Genomic DNA, 18,337 nt, shown 5'->3' with positions numbered 1-18,337 from the left:
GGAACCCCATGGCTGGCTTGAACCGCGACACCCCGACACCGACCGCGCTGACCGTGCATGGCGCTTCGCGCGTGCTGGAGGTGCAGTACGCCGATGGAGCGGCATTCAAGCTGCCGTTCGAGCTGCTGCGTGTGTATTCGCCCTCTGCCGAGGTGCAGGGTCACGGCCCTGGGCAGGAGGTGCTGCAGACCGGCAAGCGCGATGTAACCATCGTTGCCGTGGAGCCGGTGGGCAACTACGCCATCAAGCCCATCTTCTCGGACGGACACGAAAGCGGCCTCTACAGCTGGCAGTACCTGTACGAACTTGGTGAGCGCCAGAGCGAGCTGTGGCAGGGTTATCTGGACAAGTTGCAGGCGGCCGGCGTGGACCGCGACCAGCCCATGGTGCCCAAGGCAGGTGCTTCGGGCGGGAGCTGCGGCCACCACCATTGATCGGAAAAAGCGCGCCGCTGCCCGAGGCAGGGCGCTGTGCAGGCCATGCGCTGCATGGATCAGACGAAATATTTTGTATATAAAGCTATTGATTTGATAGCTGCATGCGCTTGATGATCTTGAGCTGCGGCATCAAATGCCTTTGATTGCATACCCGCCCATATGGCGGGGTTTGTCAGGAGAGGCGTTGCAGAGCTTGCTAGCATTCGAACTATGAGTACCACCCACTTTGGATTTGAGACGGTTGATGAAAAGGACAAGGCGCGCAAAGTGCGCGGCGTGTTCGATTCGGTTGCGAGCAAGTACGACGTGATGAACGACCTGATGTCCGGTGGGCTGCACCGCATCTGGAAGCAGTACACCGTGATGGTCGCCAACCTCAAGGAAGGCCAGCGCGCGCTGGATATCGCCGGCGGTACGGGCGACCTGTCTCTGGCCTTTGCAAAGAAGGTGGGCAAGAGCGGCCAGGTGGTGCACACCGACATCAACGAAGCCATGCTGCGGGTGGGGCGTGACCGCCTGATCGACAAAGGCATTCATCTGCCCACCATGGTGTGCGATGCCGAGGCGCTGCCTTTTCCCGACAACTACTTTGACGTGGTGAGCGTGGCTTTCGGCCTGCGCAACATGACGCACAAGGATGTGGCCCTCAAGGAAATGAACCGCGTGCTCAAGCCGCGCGGCAAGCTGCTGGTGCTGGAGTTTTCCAAGGTGGCCAAGCCGCTGGAGAAGGCGTACGACTTGTATTCCTTCCAGGTGCTCCCACGTATCGGGCAGATGGTGGCGGGTGACGCGGACAGCTACCGCTATCTGGCTGAATCGATTCGCATGCACCCTGGCCAGAAGGAGTTGAAGGCCATGATGCATCAGGCAGGTTTTGGGCATGTCGACTACCACAACATGACGGCGGGCATCACCGCGTTGCATGTGGGCATCAAGTGCTGATGATTTGAATCGCATGGCAGGTTGAAAAGACGGACGCGGCCCAGCGTCTGGCGCACTACAACACAACAAGCCGACCATGCAGGTAAGGGGCGTAACAGCAAACAGGCCGACACCGAGGGGTGCGTGGGCCGTTAAAAGAATGGAGCAAATATGATGAAACTATGGTCAGTCGCCCTGGTGGTTCTGCTGGCATTTGTGCATGTGGATGCCGATGCCAAACGCATGGGAGGCGGCAAGTCCGTGGGGCAGCAATCGAGCAATGTGACGCAACGCCAGGCAACGCCTTCCCAGGCGCCCAGCCAGGCCGCGCCTGCCCAGCAGGCACAGCGCCCCGCAACCCCGAATGCAGCCCCACAGGCTGCACCCAAGAAACCTTGGGGCGCCATGCTGGGTGGCTTGGCCGCCGGTCTGGGCCTGGCCTGGCTGGCACATAGCCTGGGCTTCGGTGAAGCGTTTGCCAACATGCTGCTGGTAGGCCTGGCCATCATGGCGGTGCTGGCGATTGTCGGCTTCATCATGCGCAAGAAGAGCGGTGCGGCAGCGCCCGCCGGCAACTCGCCTTTCGCCTTCCAGGGCGCAGGCAATGCCACGCCTCAGGCGCCCGAATCGGCTCCCGTGGCGCGCCAGTACAACCCAGAGAAAGTGGGCAATGATGCATCCGCCCGTCCTTGGGAGCAAGGCGCGGCGCCCGTAGCTGCGGCCGCAGGCGGCAGCATGATCGGCTCGGCCCTGGGTGGCTCGCAGAACTGGGGCGTGCCCGAAGGCTTTGATACCCAGGGCTTTCTGGATGCGGCCAAGCGCAATTTCGTGACCTTGCAGGCCGCCTGGGACCGTGGTGATGTTCAGACCCTGCGCTCGATGATGACCGATACCATGTTGACGGAAGTCAAGGGGCAGTTGCAGGACCGCGAGCAGCACCGCGAAGGCGTGCAGCCCAACCAGACCGATGTCGTGATGCTTGAAGCCCAATTGCTGGGTATCGAGGACCTGGGCAATGCCTACATGGCCAGCGTCGAGTTCTCCGGCATGATCCGCGAAGAGGCGAATGCGGGCCCCAGCCCCTTCCGCGAAGTGTGGAACATGACCAAGCCGAAGGACGGATCCAGCGGCTGGCTGGTCGCCGGTCTGCAAGCACTGCAGTAAGAACGTGGTTGCGATCTCCTCGCGCCGCGACAGTGGCTTTGCGGGATGGGATGCTAGGCGCAATACCGGAGCAATAGCCATGCTATTGCGAGGATTTGCAACAACGCAGACCGCCCGCAAGGCCACTGTCCCTCCGGGTTGGAGTGAAATCGGGCGATTTCTGTGCGCTGTCCCTTGCTTGCACCCCGGTGCAAGCTGCGGCCCATCGCTTCGAACTCATCCCGATTGCACTCCAACGCGGATGCGTAGAGATTGCAAACACGTTCTTGGCGCGGTGTCATAAAACTCCATCGCCATGCCTGTTAATCGGAGGCATGGGCGATCGAGTTGGGGAATAATTAGGGACTATGGCAACACAGTCCCCTTTTTCTTTTCCGGGCGGCATTTTTGCACGCATTCTGGATTCGGCACAACCACCGCAGTGGCTGGTGTCCGAGGTGCAACACCGTGTGGTGCTGTTCCTGAACCATGTGCTGATGCAGGAAAGCATCGCCATGGAGCGCCTCACGCGCCAAAGTGGGCGAGTGGTTCAGGTGCAGTGGCGCAGCATTCAATTGGCGCTGCAGATCACGCCTGCCGGTCTGCTGGACTTGGCCGAGCCGGGCGCAACGCCTGATCTGCGCGTGCATGTGGTCGATGAATCACCACTCGCGCTGGCACGTGATGTGCTGCAGGGCGAAAAGCCCGCCATCCGTATTGACGGCGACGTGCAGTTCGCCGCCGAGATTCAGTGGCTGGTCGACCATGTCCGCTGGGACGTCGAGGAAGACCTGGCGCGCATTGTGGGCGATACACCCGCGCACTGGCTGGCTTCCTTTGGTCAGCGCATTGCAGTGGCGTTGCGTCAGTTCGTCAACATGGGGGTGCGCACGGCAGACCGCTTTGGCGGCAGCCGCTCGGGCCAGCAGGCGCAACCACCGGCGCCGCCCACGCCCCCAGGTTACGGCACAGGCACCGATTCTCCCAGCGAGCGCCAGCCCTCATGAAGCGTTTTTTCCGTGGCTTTGCCATCCTGTGGGTGGTGTGGCGCTATGGGCTGGACGACATGGTGCTCTCCAGCTTCAGCCACCCATGGCTCAAGGGCATCACCCGTGTGCTGCGCCTGGGCCGCAAGTGGACGCAGCCGCGCGGCCAGCGCCTGCGCGAAGCGCTGGAGCAGCTCGGACCCATCTTCGTCAAGTTCGGGCAGGTGCTCTCGACCCGGCGCGATCTGCTGCCCCCTGATATTGCCGAAGAGCTGTCGCTGTTGCAGGACCGCGTGCCCTCGTTCGATCCGCGCATCGCGGTCGAGACCATCGAGCGGGCGTTCCGCAAGCCGATTGCCGAGGTGTTCGTCAGCTTTGATGAAAAACCAGTTGCGAGCGCATCCATAGCCCAGGTGCACTTTGCCACCATCCGCACCCGCGCTGGCGAGCTGCGCGATGTGGCCGTGAAGGTGCTGCGGCCGGGCATGCTGCCGGTGATCGACAGCGATCTGGCCCTGATGCGCACCATGGCTGAGCTGGTGGAGAAATTCTCTGCCGACGGCAAGCGCCTCAAGCCGCGTCAGGTGGTGGCAGAGTTTGATACCTACCTGCACGACGAACTCGATCTGATGCGCGAGGCATCGAACGCCGCCCAGTTGCGCCGCAACATGGAAGGGCTCGATCTGGTGTTGATTCCCGAGGTGTTCTGGGATTTCTGCCACCAGGAGGTGATGGTGATGGAGCGCATGAATGGCGTGCCCATCAACCAGGTTGAAACCTTGCGTGCCGCAGGCGTCGATATCCCAAAACTGGCGCGTGACGGCGTGACCATCTTCTTCACCCAGGTGTTTCGCGACGGCTTTTTCCACGCCGACATGCACCCGGGCAATATCCAGGTGAGCCTGGAGCCCGAGAGCTTTGGCCGCTATATCTCGCTGGATTTCGGCATCGTCGGCACCTTGACGGAGTTCGACAAGGAATACCTGGCGCAGAACTTCACGGCCTTCTTCCGCCGTGATTACAAGCGTGTTGCAGAGCTGCACATCGAAAGCGGCTGGGTGCCGCCCGACACGCGGGTCGACGAGCTGGAAGCGGCGATCCGTGCAGTGTGCGAGCCGTACTTCGACCGCCCGCTCAAGGAGATTTCGCTGGGCATGGTGCTGATGCGTTTGTTCCAGACTTCGCGGCGCTTCCATGTCGAGATTCAGCCGCAGCTCGTGCTGCTGCAAAAAACCTTGCTCAACATTGAAGGCCTGGGCCGACAGTTGGATCCGGATCTGGACCTGTGGAGCACGGCCAAGCCTTTCCTTGAAAAGTGGATGCTCGACCAGATGGGGCCGCAGCGCCTGTGGCGTGAGCTGAAAAGCCAGGCGCCGCGCTATGCCAAGCTGCTGCCGGACATGCCGCGCCTGGTGCACCAGTACCTGTCGCAACAGGGGCGCGACAACGACGAGACTCTCAAGGAACTGCTGGCGCAGCAAAAGCTGACCAACAAGCTGCTGCAGATCATTGTCAGTGGCGGTATCGGTTTTGTCCTGGGGCTGGTGGTGCTGCAGCTCCTGATTCGCGTTCGTATCTTTTGACCTTTTACGCTTTGCAGGAGTGACAACGTGCTGCTCTACATGGTGATTGCCTACCTTTTTGTAACCATTGGCGTGGGCCTGTGGGCCGCCAAACGGGTCAAGAACACGGCGGATTTTGCAGTCGCAGGGCGCCATCTGCCCCTGTTCATGATCATCACGACCACGTTTGCCACCTGGTTTGGCTCGGAGATCGTGCTGGGCGTGCCCGCCAAGTTCATCGAAGGCGGCCTGCGCAATGTGGTGGAAGACCCGTTTGGCGCGGGCACCTGCCTGATTCTGGTGGGCCTGTTCTTTGCCGCCAAGCTCTACCGCATGAACCTGCTGACCATCAGCGATTACTACCGCAAGCGCTACGGCCGGTCGGTGGAGATCATCTGCTCGCTCATCATCATGCTCAGCTATCTGGGCTGGGTGTCGGCGCAGGTCACGGCACTGGGGCTGGTGTTCAACCTGCTCTCGCATGGCGCAATCAGCACCTCGATGGGCATGGTGATCGGCGTGGTTTCGATCCTGGCCTACACGCTGTTTGGCGGCATGTGGTCGGTGGCAGTGACTGATTTCGTGCAGATGATCATCCTGGTGGTCGGCCTGATGGTGCTGGCATTCTTTGCTTCCGACATGGCGGGTGGCGCCGGCAAGGTCATCGATCTGGCCACCAGCCGTGACCTGTTCCAGTTCTGGCCCGAGCCGACCTGGCATGACATCGTGTTTTTCTTTGCCGCAGCCATCACGATGATGCTGGGCTCGATTCCGCAGCAGGACGTGTTCCAGCGCGTGATGTCGGCCAACAGCGAGAAATCGGCCGTGCGCGGCACGGTGATCGGTGGCTCTGCCTATATCCTGTTTGCCTTTGTGCCCATGTTCCTGGTGGCCAGTGCGCTCATCATCATGCCCGAGGCAACGGCGAGCCTGCTCAAGGAAGATCCGCAGAAGGTGCTGCCCACCCTGGTGATGGAGAAGATGCCGTTCATCATGCAGATCCTGTTCTTCGGCGCACTGCTGTCGGCCATCAAATCCTGTGCATCGGCCACGCTGCTGGCGCCCAGCGTCACCTTTACCGAGAACATCTGGCGCCAGTTCCGCCCCCATGTGAGTGATCATGACAACCTGCGCACCATGCGCATCAGCGTGCTGGTGTTCAGCGCCTGTGTCCTGGCGTACTCGATCAAGATGGAAGGCACGCCGATCTATGAGTTGGTGTCCGGCGCTTACCAGGTGCCGTTGGTGGGGGCGTTTGTGCCGCTCACCATGGGTTTGTACTGGAAGCGTGCGACCACGCAAGGCGCCCTGCTGGCGGTGTTTCTGGGCATCGGCGTGTGGCTGGCGGGCCTCAACATGGCCTGGGGCAGCGCTTTTCCGGCGCAGCTGGCCGGTGTGCTGTCCGCTTTTGCCGGCATGGTGGCAGGCTCGCTTGCACCACAGTGGGTCCCCAACCAGAAGACGGATGTGATTCCGTTTGAGCCGGACGCCGCGCCCGCAGGGGCCATGGCGCGCTGAAGCAGGGCGGTTTCTATAAAAATGAGAGCTGCCTGCGCCTATATTTATTGGCCTTCATGTCATTTTTGATATGAACTTCAATAGCAACAGGCGCTGTCAGCTATCATTTTTCAATCCATGCCTGCGAATCCCGAAAGGCCCGGCGGCCCGGGCTGGTTTGTGCAAGCCAGCCTATAATCAAGGGTTTCTCTTCGTTTTCTGACTTTGCGCGATGCCTATTTACGCCTACAAGTGCAGTGCCTGCGGATTTGCCAAGGATGTTTTGCAAAAAATATCGGATGCGCCGCTGACCGAATGTCCCGAATGCAAGCAAGCGAGCTTTTCCAAGCAGCTGACTGCGCCGGGCTTCCAGCTCAAGGGCACCGGCTGGTACGCCACCGATTTCAGCGGTAAGAAATCCAGTTCGGACGCGGGCGGAGCAAGCTCGTCCAGCGACAGCAAGGCTGCACCCGCTGCAGCGCCTGCACCCGCCCCCGCGCCTGCTGCGGCACCCGCAACCTCAACCAGCTCTGCTGCATAAGGATTCCCACCACCCATGGCTGCACTGCGCAAATGGCTGCTGACCGGATTGCTGGTCGTTGTGCCCGGCGTGATCACGGTCTGGGTGCTCGGCTGGATCGTCGGCACGCTCGACCAGACCCTGCAGATCCTGCCGGAGAGCTGGCAGCCAGACAAGGTACTGGGCTACCATGTGCCGGGTTTCGGCGTGGTGCTCACCCTGGCGATCCTGCTGCTGGTGGGGGGCACGGCCAGCAATTTCGTTGGCCGCAAGCTGGTGAGCTGGGGGGATGCCCTGGTCAGCCGCATACCGGTGGTGCGCTCGATCTATTCCAGCGTCAAACAGGTGTCCGACACCCTGTTTTCCGAAAGCGGCAATGCATTCCGTACCGCCGTCATGGTGCAATGGCCGCATTCCGGCATGTGGACCATCGGTTTCGTGACGGGCGCGCCCGGCGGCGAGCTGGCTGATCATCTGGTCGCAGTGGGTGCGCAGGAAGAATTTGTCAGCGTGTATGTGCCCACCACCCCCAACCCCACGGGCGGTTATCTGGTGATGGTGCGCAAAAGCGACTGTGTGGAACTGAATATGAGCGTGGACGCCGCGCTCAAATACATCGTGTCGATGGGTGTGGTGGCTCCTCCGGAGCAGCGTCCCTCGATCTCCAAAAACTAAAGGACTAGAGCGCCCACAAGGCGCAGGAAGATTGGCTATGGCAATGCGTTCGCAATACTGCGGTCTGGTGACCGAGGCCCAGATGGGCGAAACCGTAACGCTGTGCGGCTGGGTAAACCGCCGTCGCGACCACGGTGGTGTGATCTTTATTGACCTGCGTGACCGCGAAGGCTATGTGCAGGTGGTCTGCGATCCTGACCGCGCCGACATGTTCAAGACCGCTGAAGGCGTGCGCAACGAATTCTGCGTGCAGGTCAAGGGTGTGGTGCGTGCCCGTCCGGAAGGCACGACCAATGATTCCATCAAGAGCGGTAAGATCGAAGTGCTGTGCCACGAGCTGAATGTGCTCAACGCCTCGGTCACGCCTCCGTTCCAGCTCGATGACGACAACCTGTCGGAAACCGTGCGCCTTACCAACCGCGTGCTGGACCTGCGCCGCCCGGTCATGCAGCGCAACATGATGCTGCGCTACAAGACCGCGATCCAGGTGCGCAACTTCCTTGACAAGGAAGGCTTCATCGACATCGAAACCCCGATGCTGGGCAAGTCCACGCCAGAAGGCGCTCGCGACTATCTGGTGCCTTCGCGCGTGCACGACGGCGAGTTCTACGCACTGCCGCAATCGCCCCAGCTGTACAAGCAGATGCTGATGGTGGCCGGCTACGACCGCTATTACCAGATCACCAAGTGCTTCCGTGACGAAGACCTGCGCGCCGACCGCCAGCCCGAGTTCACGCAGATCGACTGCGAAACCTCGTTCCTGAACGAGGAAGAGATCCGCGCGATCTTCGAGCGCATGATCAAGGAAGTGTTCCAGACCCAGCTGGGCGTGGATCTGGGCGAATTCCCGATGATGACCTACCAGGACGCGGCGTACCGCTTTGGTTCGGACAAACCGGATCTGCGCGTCAAGCTGGAGTTCACCGAATTGACTGATGTCATGAAGGATGTGGACTTCAAGGTGTTCTCCGGCGCGGCCAACATGAAGGGCGGCCGTGTGGTGGGCCTGCGCGTTCCTGGAGGCGCCCGCGAGCAGGGCGGCCTCTCGCGCGGTGAAATCGACGGTTATACCGAGTTCGTCAAGATCTACGGCGCCAAGGGCTTGGCCTACATCAAGGTCAACGAACTGGCCAAAGGCCGTGATGGCCTGCAGTCGCCCATCGTCAAGAACATCCACGATGCAGCTATTGCTGAGATTCTCAAGCGCACTGGCGCTCAGGATGGCGACCTGATCTTCTTCGGTGCAGACAAGGAAAAGATCGTCAACGACGCCATCGGCGCGTTGCGCATCAAGATCGGCCACAGCGATTTCGGCAAGGCCGGCGGCCTGTTCGAGAACAAGTGGGCACCACTGTGGGTGGTGGATTTCCCGATGTTCGAATACGACGAGGAAAACGACCGCTGGGCCGCTGTGCACCACCCCTTCACCAGCCCCAAGGACGGTCACGCAGAACTCATGGCCACCGAACCCGGCAAGTGCATCGCCAAGGCCTACGACATGGTTCTGAATGGCTGGGAGCTGGGCGGCGGCTCGGTGCGTATCCACCGTGCCGACGTGCAGGCCAAGGTGTTTGATGCCCTGAACATCACCCCTGAGCAGCAACGTGCCAAGTTCGGCTACCTGCTGGATGCGCTGCAGTACGGCGCGCCTCCGCACGGTGGCCTGGCGTTCGGCCTGGACCGTCTCATCACGCTGATGACGGGCTCCGAGTCCATCCGCGACGTGATTGCTTTCCCCAAGACCCAGCGCGCCCAGGATTTGCTGACGCAGGCGCCTTCGGCCGTGGACGAAAAGCAGTTGCGCGAGCTGCACATCAAGCTGCGCAATGCGGTCGCTGCCCAGTAAGCACTGGCCCGGCATCGGCTTTTGGGGCTGATGCATCTGGCAACGATAAAACGCCAAAGCCGCAAGGTTTTGGCGTTTTGCATTGAAAGCAAGGCTTTATGCTTGCGGGCTCATGATCTGGAGAGGCGAGGCATGCACTACACCAAGGCAGGCACGGTACGGGCGGTAATTGCCATTGCTGCGGCACTGGCGCTGGCCGCCTGCGGCGAAAAGAAGACCGAGTTGGGCAAGGGCGGGTCGGAGATATCGGGCTCCGCCGGGCCTGCTGGCGGGCAGAATGCCCATGCCAGCCTGGAGCGCTGCGATGCGCCGATTGCCACTGTGGCCTTGCTGGAGAATCCGCGCGGCTATGTGATGCCCAGCGCTGCCAACCTGCCACCCACGCCGGTGCCACTGGTGCGCCTGTTGATGCAGCAAAGCGGCTGTTTTCGCGTGGTGGACCGCGCGGGCGGCCTGCAGGGCACGATCCGCGAGGGCGAACTGCAGGATGCAGGTGTTCTGCGCCCCAATGGCACGGTGGAAAAGCGCAAAGGCTACGAAGCGCAGTACACCATGGTGCCCAACCTCACTTTCAGCGAGCAGGATGCGGGGCGCGGTCTCGCTGGCATCATTGCGATGATTCCCATGTTGCGCGACATTGCGGGGCTGGCTGGTGTGGCAGAGCAGGTCAAGCTCAAGGAAGCGCAGACGGCGCTCTTTCTTACCGACAACGAAACCACGGAGCAGGTCGCTGCGGCGACGGGTTCGGCCCGCGCCACCGATCTGGGTGTGGGGGGCGTGGTATTGGGCAAGCTGGGAGGTGGCGCTGGCGCTGGCTGGAGCAATACGAACGAAGGCAAGGTCATTGCGGCGGCATTCCTCCATGCCCACAACCAGTTGGTGCAGCAGGTGCGCCTGTTGCAGGCCAAGGATCTGCCGCCTCCGGTGGCGACGGTGGGTGCCAATGGCCATGCAAGTTCTGGAAAAAAAGGCGATTCGCGCTCAGTGGATAAGCGCTGAATGCTATTCTTTTTTATAGGATGCAGGCCGCTGCAACTGCCTTGTTGTGATTTTTCCCGCGCCCCACCATTGTGAATTCCAAGCCTTTCAAAATTCCGCAATCTGTACTGGTCATCATCCATACGGCTGACTTGCAGGTATTGCTGCTGCGCCGTGTGGGCAGCATGGCCGGAGTCGATTACTGGCAACCTGTGACGGGCAGCAAGGATGCGGAAGATGAAACCTGGGTGCAGACCGCGATCCGGGAGGTGGGCGAAGAAACGGGGATTGATGCCCATCACCCCGATTGCACCCTGCGCGACTGGAACCTGGAGAACATCTACCCCATCTATCCACAGTGGCTGCACCGCTATGCGCCCGGGATCCGCATGAACACCGAGCACGTACTCAGCCTGCAGGTGCCGTCCTACACCAACATCACCCTCAGCCCGCGAGAGCACAGCGCCTATGCGTGGCATGATTGGCGAGAGGCGGCAGAGCGTTGCTATTCCATATCGAACAGCGAAGCCATTTTGTGGCTGCCAAGGTTCCTGCATCCATGACCGAACTTGACGACGAACATCCGATTCTGCGCGTGGCCACCTACAACATCCACAAGGGTGTGCAAGGGCTGGGGCCGATACGCAGGCTGGAGATCCACAACCTGGGGCTCGCCGTGGAGCAAATGGATGCCGACATCGTCTGCCTGCAGGAGGTGCGCAAGGACAATCGCAAGGAAGCCGGTTTTTTTGACAACTGGCCTGAGCAGACGCAGGCTGACTTTCTGACGCCGCTGGGCTACACCGCTGCCTACTACACCAATGCGCAGACCAAGTGGGGTGAGCACGGCAATGCATTGCTCACGCGCTGGCCGATCCTGGAGACGCACCACCGCGATATCTCGGACCACCGCTTCGAGCAGCGCGGCCTGCTGCATGCCGCCATGCAGATTGCCGGGCGCCGTGTCCATGCAGTGGTGGTACACCTGGGTCTGGTGCATGGCAGCCGCTTGCGCCAGACGGCGCAGATTCAGCAGTTCATCAACGAATACGTACCGGACGACGAGCCGGTGGTGGTGGCGGGCGATTTCAACGACTGGGGGTTCCAGGTCAAGTCCATGCTCGCCGGGTTCGGGCTGTTCGAGTACGACGAGCAACCGCTGATGACTTATCCCTCGCGCCTGCCGGTGGTGCAGCTCGACCATGTTTACGCGCGGGGCCTGACGCCCTGCGGCCTGTTTGTTCCGCGCGGGCGCATCTGGTGGCGCATGTCCGATCACCTGCCGCTGATTGCAGAGTTCCGCCTGCGGGATTGACGGAGGGCCGGATGCGCGGGCATTCGCTGCCAGCGCCGCTTTGCTGCAAGCGGTGGGCCATGGGAGAGAGGGATCGCTCCGGGAGGGGCACATGCTGCCAGACGAAGACCGGCAGCGCTCCAGAATGGTTTGCTATAAAAAATATAGCTTCTTGCGCGCATCACATAAGCGCAGCGGGCGATAAACACCAATACCCATGAGGACAGATTTCGCTGGTACCATGCCTGCTATGTTTACCGAACTATCCGATCCGAAAAAAGCACCTGCCAGCGCAGAAGGCACACCGGTGTCCGTCAAGATCCGCGAGCGGATAGTGGCGGCCCAGCAGCGCTTCCATGCCAACGACAACATCGCGGATTTCATCGAACCCGGCGAGCTGGAAAAGCTGCTGGACGAGGTGGAGCACAAGATGCAGGGCGTGCTCGACAGCCTGGTCATCAATACCGAAGACGACCACAACACCCGCAACACAGCGCGCCGCGTGGCCAAGATGTACATCAACGAGGTGTTCAAGGGCCGCTATGTGCCGCAACCCGAGGTGACGGCATTCCCCAATGCCGAGCACCTGAACGAGTTGATGATCGTGGGCCCCATCACTGTGCGCAGCGCCTGCAGCCACCACCTGTGCCCGGTCATCGGCAAGGTATGGATTGGCGTGCTGCCCAACAAGAACACCAATGTGATCGGCTTGTCGAAGTATGCGCGCCTGGTGGACTGGGTGCTGGGTCGTCCGCAGATCCAGGAAGAAGCCATCGTGCAACTGGCGGACCTGATCATGAACAAGACCCAACCCGATGGCCTGGCCGTGGTGCTGGAGGCCTCGCATTTCTGCATGTCCTGGCGCGGCGTGCGCGAAATGGACTCGAAGATGCTCAACTCCGTGATGCGTGGCGAGTTTCTGACCAACCCCAACCTGCGGCGTGAATTTCTCTCGTTGATTCCGCAGCGTGCAGGTAACTGAAGTCCTCCATCCACCATCACCAACTGCCCGGCCTTTGCCGGGCGGTTTTTTTGCCCGTGCCGCAGTGCGGTGCTTGCTTCGAAGCGCCGCGGTTTCTGACCCTGTGCGGCACAGAAGCCATTTTTTGAGCAAAGAGGGGACATGACGCTCTACGCGTTTGCGCTGATCATTGTTGCGGGCGTCATCCATGCGTTCTGGAACATCGTTGCCAAGAAGGCCGGCGGCGATGCCCGCTTTTCGCTGTTCACCTCGGTGCTCAATGCCATCGTCTGGCTGCCGCTGGGCTGGTGGCTGGGCCGCGAGGTGGTGCCGCAGTGGGGTTGGGCGGAGTGGGGCTTTGTAGCGGCCAGTGCGCTGCTGCATGTGTTTTATTTCATCATTTTGCTGCGCGGTTATCGTGTGGCCGATCTTACGGTGGTGTACCCGCTGGCGCGCGGCAGCGGGCCCCTGCTGTCGTCATTGGTGGCGGTGCTGTTTCTGGGCGAGCACCTGTCAGCAATGGGGGCCTTGGGTATTGCCGGCGTGGTGGCGGGCGTGTTTCTGATTGCAGGCGGCCCGGCCATGTTGCGCACGGCCACCCAGGGCGGCAGTGGCGAAAAGCGTGAGCGCACCATCAAAGGCCTGTACTACGGCTTGCTGACGGGTGTCTTCATTGCCGCCTACACGGTGGTGGACAGCTATGCCGTCAAGGTGCTGCTGATGTCGCCGATTCTGCTCGATTACATGGGCAACCTGCTGCGCTGCGTGGTGCTGGCGCCGCTGGGCCTGCGCAACCGGGCGGAAACCTGGCGCCTGTGGCAACTGCAGTGGAAATACGCGCTGGTGGTTGCCATCTTCAGCCCGATCGCCTATGTGCTGGTGCTGTACGCTGTGCAAAGCGCGCCCATCTCGCACGTGGCACCGGCGCGTGAGGTGTCGATGCTGTTTGCCGCCTTGATCGGCGGCAAGCTGCTGGGTGAAGGGGACCGCGCCTTGCGTATTGCCGGGGCCGTACTGATTGCAGTGGGCGTGACGGCGCTGGGGCTGGGCTGAGCGATGGCGCGGCCTGCCATGCCATCTGCGCATCCCCTGGTGCTGGGCTGCGATTTCAGCAGCAGCCCCGGCAGGCGAAAACCCATTGTGCAGGCGTATGGTGCTTGGGATGCGGCCAGCCGCAGCGTACAGCTGCAAGGCTTTGCGTGTTTTGCCACGTTGGATGCGTGGAGCGATTTTCTCGCGCAGGACATCGCCTGGGTGGGCGGCTTTGATTTGCCGTTTGCGCTGCCGCGCGAACTGGTGGAGCAACTGGGCTGGCCTACCGATTGGCAAGCCTGCATGCAACACTATGCAGGCCTGGATCGCGCCCTGATTCGTGAGCAGTTCAAGGTCTTTTGCGCCGGGCGGCCCGTTGGCGGCAAGTTTGCGCACCGCGCTACCGATGGCCCGGCGGGCTCCAGCCCGTCGATGAAATGGGTCAACCCGCCTGTGGCTTACATGCTGCATGCCGGTGTGCCGCGCCTTCTTGCCGCGGGAGCCGATTTTCCAGGCCTGCTTCGGCGCAAGAGCCGCAAGGCCGCGCTGGAAGCCTATCCCGGCTTGCTGGCCCGTGAGCTGATCGGCCGTCGCAGCTACAAAAGTGATGACAGGCAACGCCAGACGCCTGAACGCGCTGCTGCGCGGCAGGATTGCCTGGCGGCCCTGCTGCAAGGCGATCATTCGTTGCAGCTGCGCCTGAGTGCCAGTGCGTCGCAGCAGGAATGCATGTTGCAGGACGCAAGCGGCGATCACCTGGATGCCGCCATCTGCATGCTGCAGGCCGCCTGGGGCCTGAGCCGTCATCTGCAGGGCGATGCGCTCTACGGTCTGCCTACGGGCGCGGACCCGCTGGAAGGCTGGATCGTGACCGCCCCGCTGTCGCGCGCGTAAGTGGGGCCAGATGGCAACTGGCAGGCGGCAAGCCATAATGTGCCGGTTTCTGCCTTTGTCTGTGAGTCGCCTGGATACCTTTCTATGCCTACCCTTCAGTCCCTGGTTGCTTTTTTTGGTGTTGCGGTGCTGCTGGCCTTGTCGCCGGGGCCCGACAACCTGTTTGTGCTGATGCAATCGGTGCAGCGTGGCTGGCGTGTAGGCATCGCCGTGGTGGTGGGCCTGTGCCTGGGGGTGGTTGTGCACACCACGGCGGTGGCGCTGGGGCTGGCGGCGGTGTTTGCCGCCTCCAGCATTGCGTTCACCGTGCTCAAGTGGTGCGGCGCAGCCTATCTGGCCTACCTGGCCTGGGGGGCGTGGCGGGCGCCTGTTTCTGCAGAGAAATCAGGCAATGGCGCAAGCGCAGAGAGTGCCAATAGCTATGAAATCAGTAGTAAAGAGTTGCTGGCCATGGTGCGCCGTGGTGTGGTGATGAACCTCACCAATCCCAAGGTGCTGATCTTCTTTCTGGCCTTTTTGCCGCAGTTTGCCGACCCCGCCATCGGCCCGGTCGGTCCGCAGATCTTTGTCTTTGGCGCGGTGTTCATACTGGCGGCGTTTCTGGTGTTCGGCGCCATTGCGCTGTTCTCCGGCGTCTTTGGCAATCTGCTGCTGCGCTCACCCCGGGCGCAGTTCTGGCTCAACAAGATCACAGCCGTGGTGTTTGTGGGGCTGGCGGTGAAGCTGGCCACGTCGCAGCGCTGATATGCGCTTGTCACCCTTGGTGGTAGCGGTATTCCTGCGTTTTGCCACCATAGCCGTAGGCGGCAGCGCGGGCATCGATGACATGCACGTATGACACCGGGTGCAACTGCGGGTGCAGCGCGGCCATCGTGTCATAGACGGCTTGCAGGTAGCGCGCCTTCTCTGCCTTGGTATTGGTTTCGTCGGTGATGCTGATATCCAGCTGAAACGCGGACTGGCCCAATTCCTCCAGGGTCTTGCCTGCAATCCACCAGTCTTGCGCCGCAACCTGTGTGAACGTGATGGCGATGACTTCGGGCCGCTTGCCCAGAATGTCCTGCGTCAACTGGGCAATGGCTTCGCTGATCTGCTGCTGGCGTTGGGCATTGCGTGGGCCGGAAAGCTGGATGGCGATGTGGGGCATGGTGTTCTCCTGAAAAACCTTGAAAGATGAACGATGGCTCTATTCTGAAAGCCCTCTATGCATCTGTAAAACGGGAAGATATGATTGAAGCCATCTGTTAATCCGTTGGATAAATCATGGCCCATCTCGACCTTGCGCAGCTCAGAACCCTGATGGCCGTTGTGGATGCAGGCAGCCTGACGGCTGCAGCGCCCCAGCTTTTTCTTTCGCAGTCGGCCGTCAGTGAGCAGATCAGAAAACTGGAAGACTGCGTGGGCAAACCCCTGCTGCTGCGCAGCAAGACAGGCGTGGTGCCCACGGCAGCGGGCATCCAACTGCTGGGCCATGCTCGGGCACTGGTGGGAATGGCAGACCATGCCTTGCGCGACATGCGTGGCATGGCGCTGCAGGGCACGCTCAAGCTCGCTGTCACCGATTACTACAAGCCCGACGCGCTGGCGCACATGCTCAAGGCTCTGGCGCAGCAGCATCCTGCTGTGCGGCTGGAGGTGAGCGTTCTCAAAAGCTCCGATGTGGAAGCGGCGCATGCCCAGGGGCAATGCGATCTGGGAGTGGTGATGGCAACGCCTCCCTTCAGGCAGCGTTTGCAGACGCTCGGCCCGGAGGAAGCCTTGGTCTGGGCCCGCGCACGCCACTGGGTGCCAGAGGCCGGACAGCCCTTGCCGCTACTCGTGCTGCCCGAGACCTGTGCGCTGCGCCAATATGCCGAAGCCCGCCTGCGGCAGCAGGGCGTGGACTATGTGGTGGCGCACCAGGCCTCCGGGGTAGCGGGTTTGCAATCGGCCATTGCTGCAGGCCTGGGGGTGGCGTGCATCAATGCGGCAACTCTGACGCAGCACATGGCGCCCGTCTTGCCCGAAGCGGGTTTGCCGAGCCTCACGCGGGTGCAGTTCGGCCTGCTGCCAGCGCGCGCGGCAGAATCCGCGCTGGTGCAGCAGGTGCGGGCATTGCTGCAGTCGGATTGGGTGTCTTAGAGCTGCTAACACAATCCTTGATACGTCGTTGCTTTGCCTTGTCGTACTTTTGTACTGCCTGCGGCTTCACTCCTCGTCTCAACCGCAAATCTACGATTTGCTGGGTTGTGTTAGCGGCTCTTAGTTCTCTGAATCTGCCAGGGCAGGGGGAAGGCCCAGCCCTTGGTAGATGCGCTGCATGTGCCGTGCCAGCCGTTTGGACTGCGGCTGCTGGTTGCGCCAGGGCTGCACCAGGTTCTGCAAGGCCGTCCACTGGCCGGTATGGCGCAATGCGCTCCAGTACAGCTGGGTGAACAGGTCGCGCTGAGCGTGGCTGCCGCCGATTTCCACCAGGCGTGCAATCAGCGGCCCCAATTGTCGGGCCGCTTGCTGGTACTGGCCCTGTGCATGGGCCAGCACGCCTCGCGCTGCGGGCAGGCAGACCTCTTGCCAGATGGCGCGCAGTTGGGGGTGTTCCTGCGCATCGGCGTGGCGCTGCATGCTGGCGAGCAGTTGTTGCGCGGCCTCCCACTGCTGGGCGCGCGCCAGGCCGTACAGGTATTGCAGATCCAGAAAAGGCAGCACATGGTCATGCTGGCGCTGCAGCAGGTATGGCGTGAGCTGCTGCCAGCGGTGGCCCACATCGACCCCTTCAAGCTCCAGCCGCGCGAGCAGCGAGATGGAGCCGATCTGGTCCTGCGAGTAGGCGGGCACCACGCCCCAGACCTGGCTGTCGTGCAACTGCAGGGCTTCGTCGTGGCGTTCGTCCTCCACCAGGAACAGCGCCAGATGCCACCAGTTGTGCGTCTGCATGAAGGAGTTGAGGCCGCTCCAGCTGCCGCTGGCGTTCTGCATGAAATCCAGGCCCTCGTCCACACGGCCTTCGGTCAGCAATACATGGGCGAGCGCATGGTGGGCCCAGGGTTCCTTGAAACGCATGTGCACCGCGTGGCGTGCCGCGCCTTCTGCCTGGCGCAGCAGGTGGCATTGCTCGTAGGCAAAGGCCAGCATGCCGTGAAAGTAGGGCACATCGGCGCAGTGCGGCTGGGCCGTGAACGCCATGCGCAGCATGGCAGGAGAATCGCCCAGGTTGAAGGCGTGGTAGTGCGCCAGTTTCAAGGCTGCCAGATCGCGGGGATGGCGCTGTACCAGCGCTTCCAGCTGCGCTGCCGCCAGGGGGGTATCGCCATCTGCCCAGGCTTCGATGGCTGTCAGCCAAAGCATTTCGCGGGCATTGGCCTGCGGTTGCATGGCGCGTGCGCGCTGCAAAAAGGGGCGAGCATTGGAGGCAGCCTGGGCATCTTCTGCAAACAGATGGAGCGCGGCGCTCCAGATCTGTACCAGCGGGCTGTCATCCTGCCCGGCAATCTCCAGCAGGCGCAGCACGCGCATCTCGCACGCGGCAAAGCCTTCGGCAAAGTCGTTCAGATAGGGCAAGGCGGCCGCATCGCAGCTGACCGGGTTACCGTACAGGTCGTGCTGGGCGCCCAT

Annotated in this window: 19 protein-coding genes; 17 read left to right on the top strand and 2 right to left on the bottom strand. The window is 61.7% G+C overall.

The genetic code is table 11. The features are described from left to right. Positions 1 to 8: 8 nt before the first annotated feature. From ABIE32_RS19575 to ABIE32_RS19500, 16 genes are all read left to right on the top strand, one after another. Positions 9 to 434 carry a gamma-butyrobetaine hydroxylase-like domain-containing protein gene (locus tag ABIE32_RS19575; RefSeq protein WP_429018621.1) on the top strand — a complete coding sequence of 142 codons (426 nt, stop codon included), beginning with the start codon at positions 9 to 11 and terminating at the stop codon, positions 432 to 434. 213 nt (positions 435 to 647) lie between these two features. Continuing rightward, positions 648 to 1,379: a bifunctional demethylmenaquinone methyltransferase/2-methoxy-6-polyprenyl-1,4-benzoquinol methylase UbiE gene (gene ubiE / locus ABIE32_RS19570; RefSeq protein ID WP_224150147.1), complete on the top strand. Its 732-nt coding sequence runs from the start codon at positions 648 to 650 to the stop codon at positions 1,377 to 1,379. 150 nt (positions 1,380 to 1,529) lie between these two features. After that, positions 1,530 to 2,522, top strand: coding sequence for a Tim44 domain-containing protein (locus ABIE32_RS19565; protein WP_429018618.1), 993 nt, complete (start codon positions 1,530 to 1,532; stop codon positions 2,520 to 2,522). A gap of 347 nt (positions 2,523 to 2,869) precedes the next feature. Next, the gene (locus ABIE32_RS19560) at positions 2,870 to 3,508 is read left to right on the top strand and encodes a ubiquinone biosynthesis accessory factor UbiJ (protein ID WP_429018615.1); all 639 of its coding nucleotides are present in this window, start codon (positions 2,870 to 2,872) and stop codon (positions 3,506 to 3,508) included. Beyond that, positions 3,505 to 5,070: a ubiquinone biosynthesis regulatory protein kinase UbiB gene (gene ubiB / locus ABIE32_RS19555; protein WP_429018613.1), complete on the top strand. Its 1,566-nt coding sequence runs from the start codon at positions 3,505 to 3,507 to the stop codon at positions 5,068 to 5,070. The genes ABIE32_RS19560 and ubiB overlap by 4 nt, the downstream gene beginning before the upstream one ends. 27 nt (positions 5,071 to 5,097) lie before the next feature. After that, complete coding sequence (locus tag ABIE32_RS19550; RefSeq protein ID WP_224150143.1) at positions 5,098 to 6,567, top strand: sodium:solute symporter family protein; 1,470 nt, start codon at positions 5,098 to 5,100, stop codon at positions 6,565 to 6,567. A 211-nt stretch (positions 6,568 to 6,778) separates the two neighbouring features. Further along, positions 6,779 to 7,087 (top strand): FmdB family zinc ribbon protein, encoded by a 309-nt coding sequence (locus ABIE32_RS19545; RefSeq protein ID WP_184709459.1) that lies wholly within the window; start codon positions 6,779 to 6,781, stop codon positions 7,085 to 7,087. A 15-nt stretch (positions 7,088 to 7,102) separates the two neighbouring features. Further along, positions 7,103 to 7,741, top strand: coding sequence for a DUF502 domain-containing protein (locus tag ABIE32_RS19540; protein ID WP_224150141.1), 639 nt, complete (start codon positions 7,103 to 7,105; stop codon positions 7,739 to 7,741). Between the two features lie 37 nt (positions 7,742 to 7,778). Continuing rightward, the gene (aspS, locus tag ABIE32_RS19535) at positions 7,779 to 9,587 is read left to right on the top strand and encodes an aspartate--tRNA ligase (protein WP_429018608.1); all 1,809 of its coding nucleotides are present in this window, start codon (positions 7,779 to 7,781) and stop codon (positions 9,585 to 9,587) included. A gap of 132 nt (positions 9,588 to 9,719) precedes the next feature. Beyond that, positions 9,720 to 10,586: a CsgG/HfaB family protein gene (locus ABIE32_RS19530; protein WP_429018605.1), complete on the top strand. Its 867-nt coding sequence runs from the start codon at positions 9,720 to 9,722 to the stop codon at positions 10,584 to 10,586. Between the two features lie 71 nt (positions 10,587 to 10,657). Continuing rightward, positions 10,658 to 11,128, top strand: a complete 471-nt coding sequence (nudB, locus tag ABIE32_RS19525; protein WP_429018602.1) for a dihydroneopterin triphosphate diphosphatase — start codon at positions 10,658 to 10,660, stop codon at positions 11,126 to 11,128. Then, positions 11,125 to 11,880, top strand: a complete 756-nt coding sequence (locus ABIE32_RS19520) for an endonuclease/exonuclease/phosphatase family protein (RefSeq protein ID WP_224150137.1) — start codon at positions 11,125 to 11,127, stop codon at positions 11,878 to 11,880. The genes nudB and ABIE32_RS19520 overlap by 4 nt, the downstream gene beginning before the upstream one ends. A gap of 229 nt (positions 11,881 to 12,109) precedes the next feature. After that, a complete protein-coding gene (gene folE, locus ABIE32_RS19515; RefSeq protein WP_224150136.1) occupies positions 12,110 to 12,841 on the top strand; it encodes a GTP cyclohydrolase I in 732 nt (243 codons plus the stop codon). A gap of 141 nt (positions 12,842 to 12,982) precedes the next feature. Continuing rightward, the gene (locus ABIE32_RS19510) at positions 12,983 to 13,873 is read left to right on the top strand and encodes an EamA family transporter (protein ID WP_429018598.1); all 891 of its coding nucleotides are present in this window, start codon (positions 12,983 to 12,985) and stop codon (positions 13,871 to 13,873) included. Positions 13,874 to 13,891: 18 nt separating this feature from the next. Next, on the top strand, positions 13,892 to 14,746 hold the full coding sequence (locus ABIE32_RS19505) for a DUF429 domain-containing protein (RefSeq protein WP_429018595.1): 855 nt from the start codon (positions 13,892 to 13,894) through the stop codon (positions 14,744 to 14,746). Between the two features lie 84 nt (positions 14,747 to 14,830). Beyond that, positions 14,831 to 15,490, top strand: a complete 660-nt coding sequence (locus ABIE32_RS19500) for a LysE family translocator (protein WP_429018592.1) — start codon at positions 14,831 to 14,833, stop codon at positions 15,488 to 15,490. A 10-nt stretch (positions 15,491 to 15,500) separates the two neighbouring features. Here the strand turns inward: ABIE32_RS19500 and ABIE32_RS19495 are convergent, their stop codons facing one another. Beyond that, positions 15,501 to 15,893 carry a tautomerase family protein gene (locus ABIE32_RS19495; RefSeq protein WP_224150132.1) on the bottom strand — a complete coding sequence of 131 codons (393 nt, stop codon included), beginning with the start codon at positions 15,891 to 15,893 and terminating at the stop codon, positions 15,501 to 15,503. Positions 15,894 to 16,009: 116 nt separating this feature from the next. Between ABIE32_RS19495 and ABIE32_RS19490 the strand changes: the two genes are divergently transcribed. After that, the gene (locus ABIE32_RS19490) at positions 16,010 to 16,867 is read left to right on the top strand and encodes a LysR family transcriptional regulator (RefSeq protein ID WP_429018589.1); all 858 of its coding nucleotides are present in this window, start codon (positions 16,010 to 16,012) and stop codon (positions 16,865 to 16,867) included. A 120-nt stretch (positions 16,868 to 16,987) separates the two neighbouring features. On the opposite strand, the gene ABIE32_RS19485 is transcribed toward ABIE32_RS19490, so the two are convergent. Continuing rightward, positions 16,988 to 18,337, bottom strand: coding sequence for a tetratricopeptide repeat protein (locus ABIE32_RS19485; RefSeq protein ID WP_429018587.1), 1,350 nt, complete (start codon positions 18,335 to 18,337; stop codon positions 16,988 to 16,990).

It is taken from the genome of Comamonas sp. 4034, assembly GCF_050434545.1.
In the GTDB taxonomy this organism is placed as follows: domain Bacteria; phylum Pseudomonadota; class Gammaproteobacteria; order Burkholderiales; family Burkholderiaceae_C; genus Comamonas; species Comamonas odontotermitis.
Note: the sequence above shows the minus strand (reverse complement) of the source record. Positions and strands in the feature narration are given on the sequence as shown.

Bases quoted from the DNA above. Each gene is read 5' to 3' on its own strand.
- ABIE32_RS19530 (WP_429018605.1), top strand. From the start codon at position 9,720: ATGCACTACACCAAGGCAGGCACGGTACGGGCGGTAATTGCCATTGCT.
- ABIE32_RS19505 (WP_429018595.1), top strand. From the start codon at position 13,892: ATGCCATCTGCGCATCCCCTGGTGCTGGGCTGCGATTTCAGCAGCAGC.
- ubiE (WP_224150147.1), top strand. From the start codon at position 648: ATGAGTACCACCCACTTTGGATTTGAGACGGTTGATGAAAAGGACAAG.
- ABIE32_RS19565 (WP_429018618.1), top strand. From the start codon at position 1,530: ATGATGAAACTATGGTCAGTCGCCCTGGTGGTTCTGCTGGCATTTGTG.
- ABIE32_RS19495 (WP_224150132.1), bottom strand. From the start codon at position 15,893: ATGCCCCACATCGCCATCCAGCTTTCCGGCCCACGCAATGCCCAACGC.
- folE (WP_224150136.1), top strand. From the start codon at position 12,110: ATGTTTACCGAACTATCCGATCCGAAAAAAGCACCTGCCAGCGCAGAA.
- ABIE32_RS19500 (WP_429018592.1), top strand. From the start codon at position 14,831: ATGCCTACCCTTCAGTCCCTGGTTGCTTTTTTTGGTGTTGCGGTGCTG.
- ABIE32_RS19510 (WP_429018598.1), top strand. From the start codon at position 12,983: ATGACGCTCTACGCGTTTGCGCTGATCATTGTTGCGGGCGTCATCCAT.
- ABIE32_RS19540 (WP_224150141.1), top strand. From the start codon at position 7,103: ATGGCTGCACTGCGCAAATGGCTGCTGACCGGATTGCTGGTCGTTGTG.
- ABIE32_RS19545 (WP_184709459.1), top strand. From the start codon at position 6,779: ATGCCTATTTACGCCTACAAGTGCAGTGCCTGCGGATTTGCCAAGGAT.
- ubiB (WP_429018613.1), top strand. From the start codon at position 3,505: ATGAAGCGTTTTTTCCGTGGCTTTGCCATCCTGTGGGTGGTGTGGCGC.
- ABIE32_RS19575 (WP_429018621.1), top strand. From the start codon at position 9: ATGGCTGGCTTGAACCGCGACACCCCGACACCGACCGCGCTGACCGTG.
- ABIE32_RS19490 (WP_429018589.1), top strand. From the start codon at position 16,010: ATGGCCCATCTCGACCTTGCGCAGCTCAGAACCCTGATGGCCGTTGTG.
- ABIE32_RS19485 (WP_429018587.1), bottom strand. From the start codon at position 18,337: ATGGGCGCCCAGCACGACCTGTACGGTAACCCGGTCAGCTGCGATGCG.
- aspS (WP_429018608.1), top strand. From the start codon at position 7,779: ATGGCAATGCGTTCGCAATACTGCGGTCTGGTGACCGAGGCCCAGATG.
- ABIE32_RS19560 (WP_429018615.1), top strand. From the start codon at position 2,870: ATGGCAACACAGTCCCCTTTTTCTTTTCCGGGCGGCATTTTTGCACGC.
- ABIE32_RS19520 (WP_224150137.1), top strand. From the start codon at position 11,125: ATGACCGAACTTGACGACGAACATCCGATTCTGCGCGTGGCCACCTAC.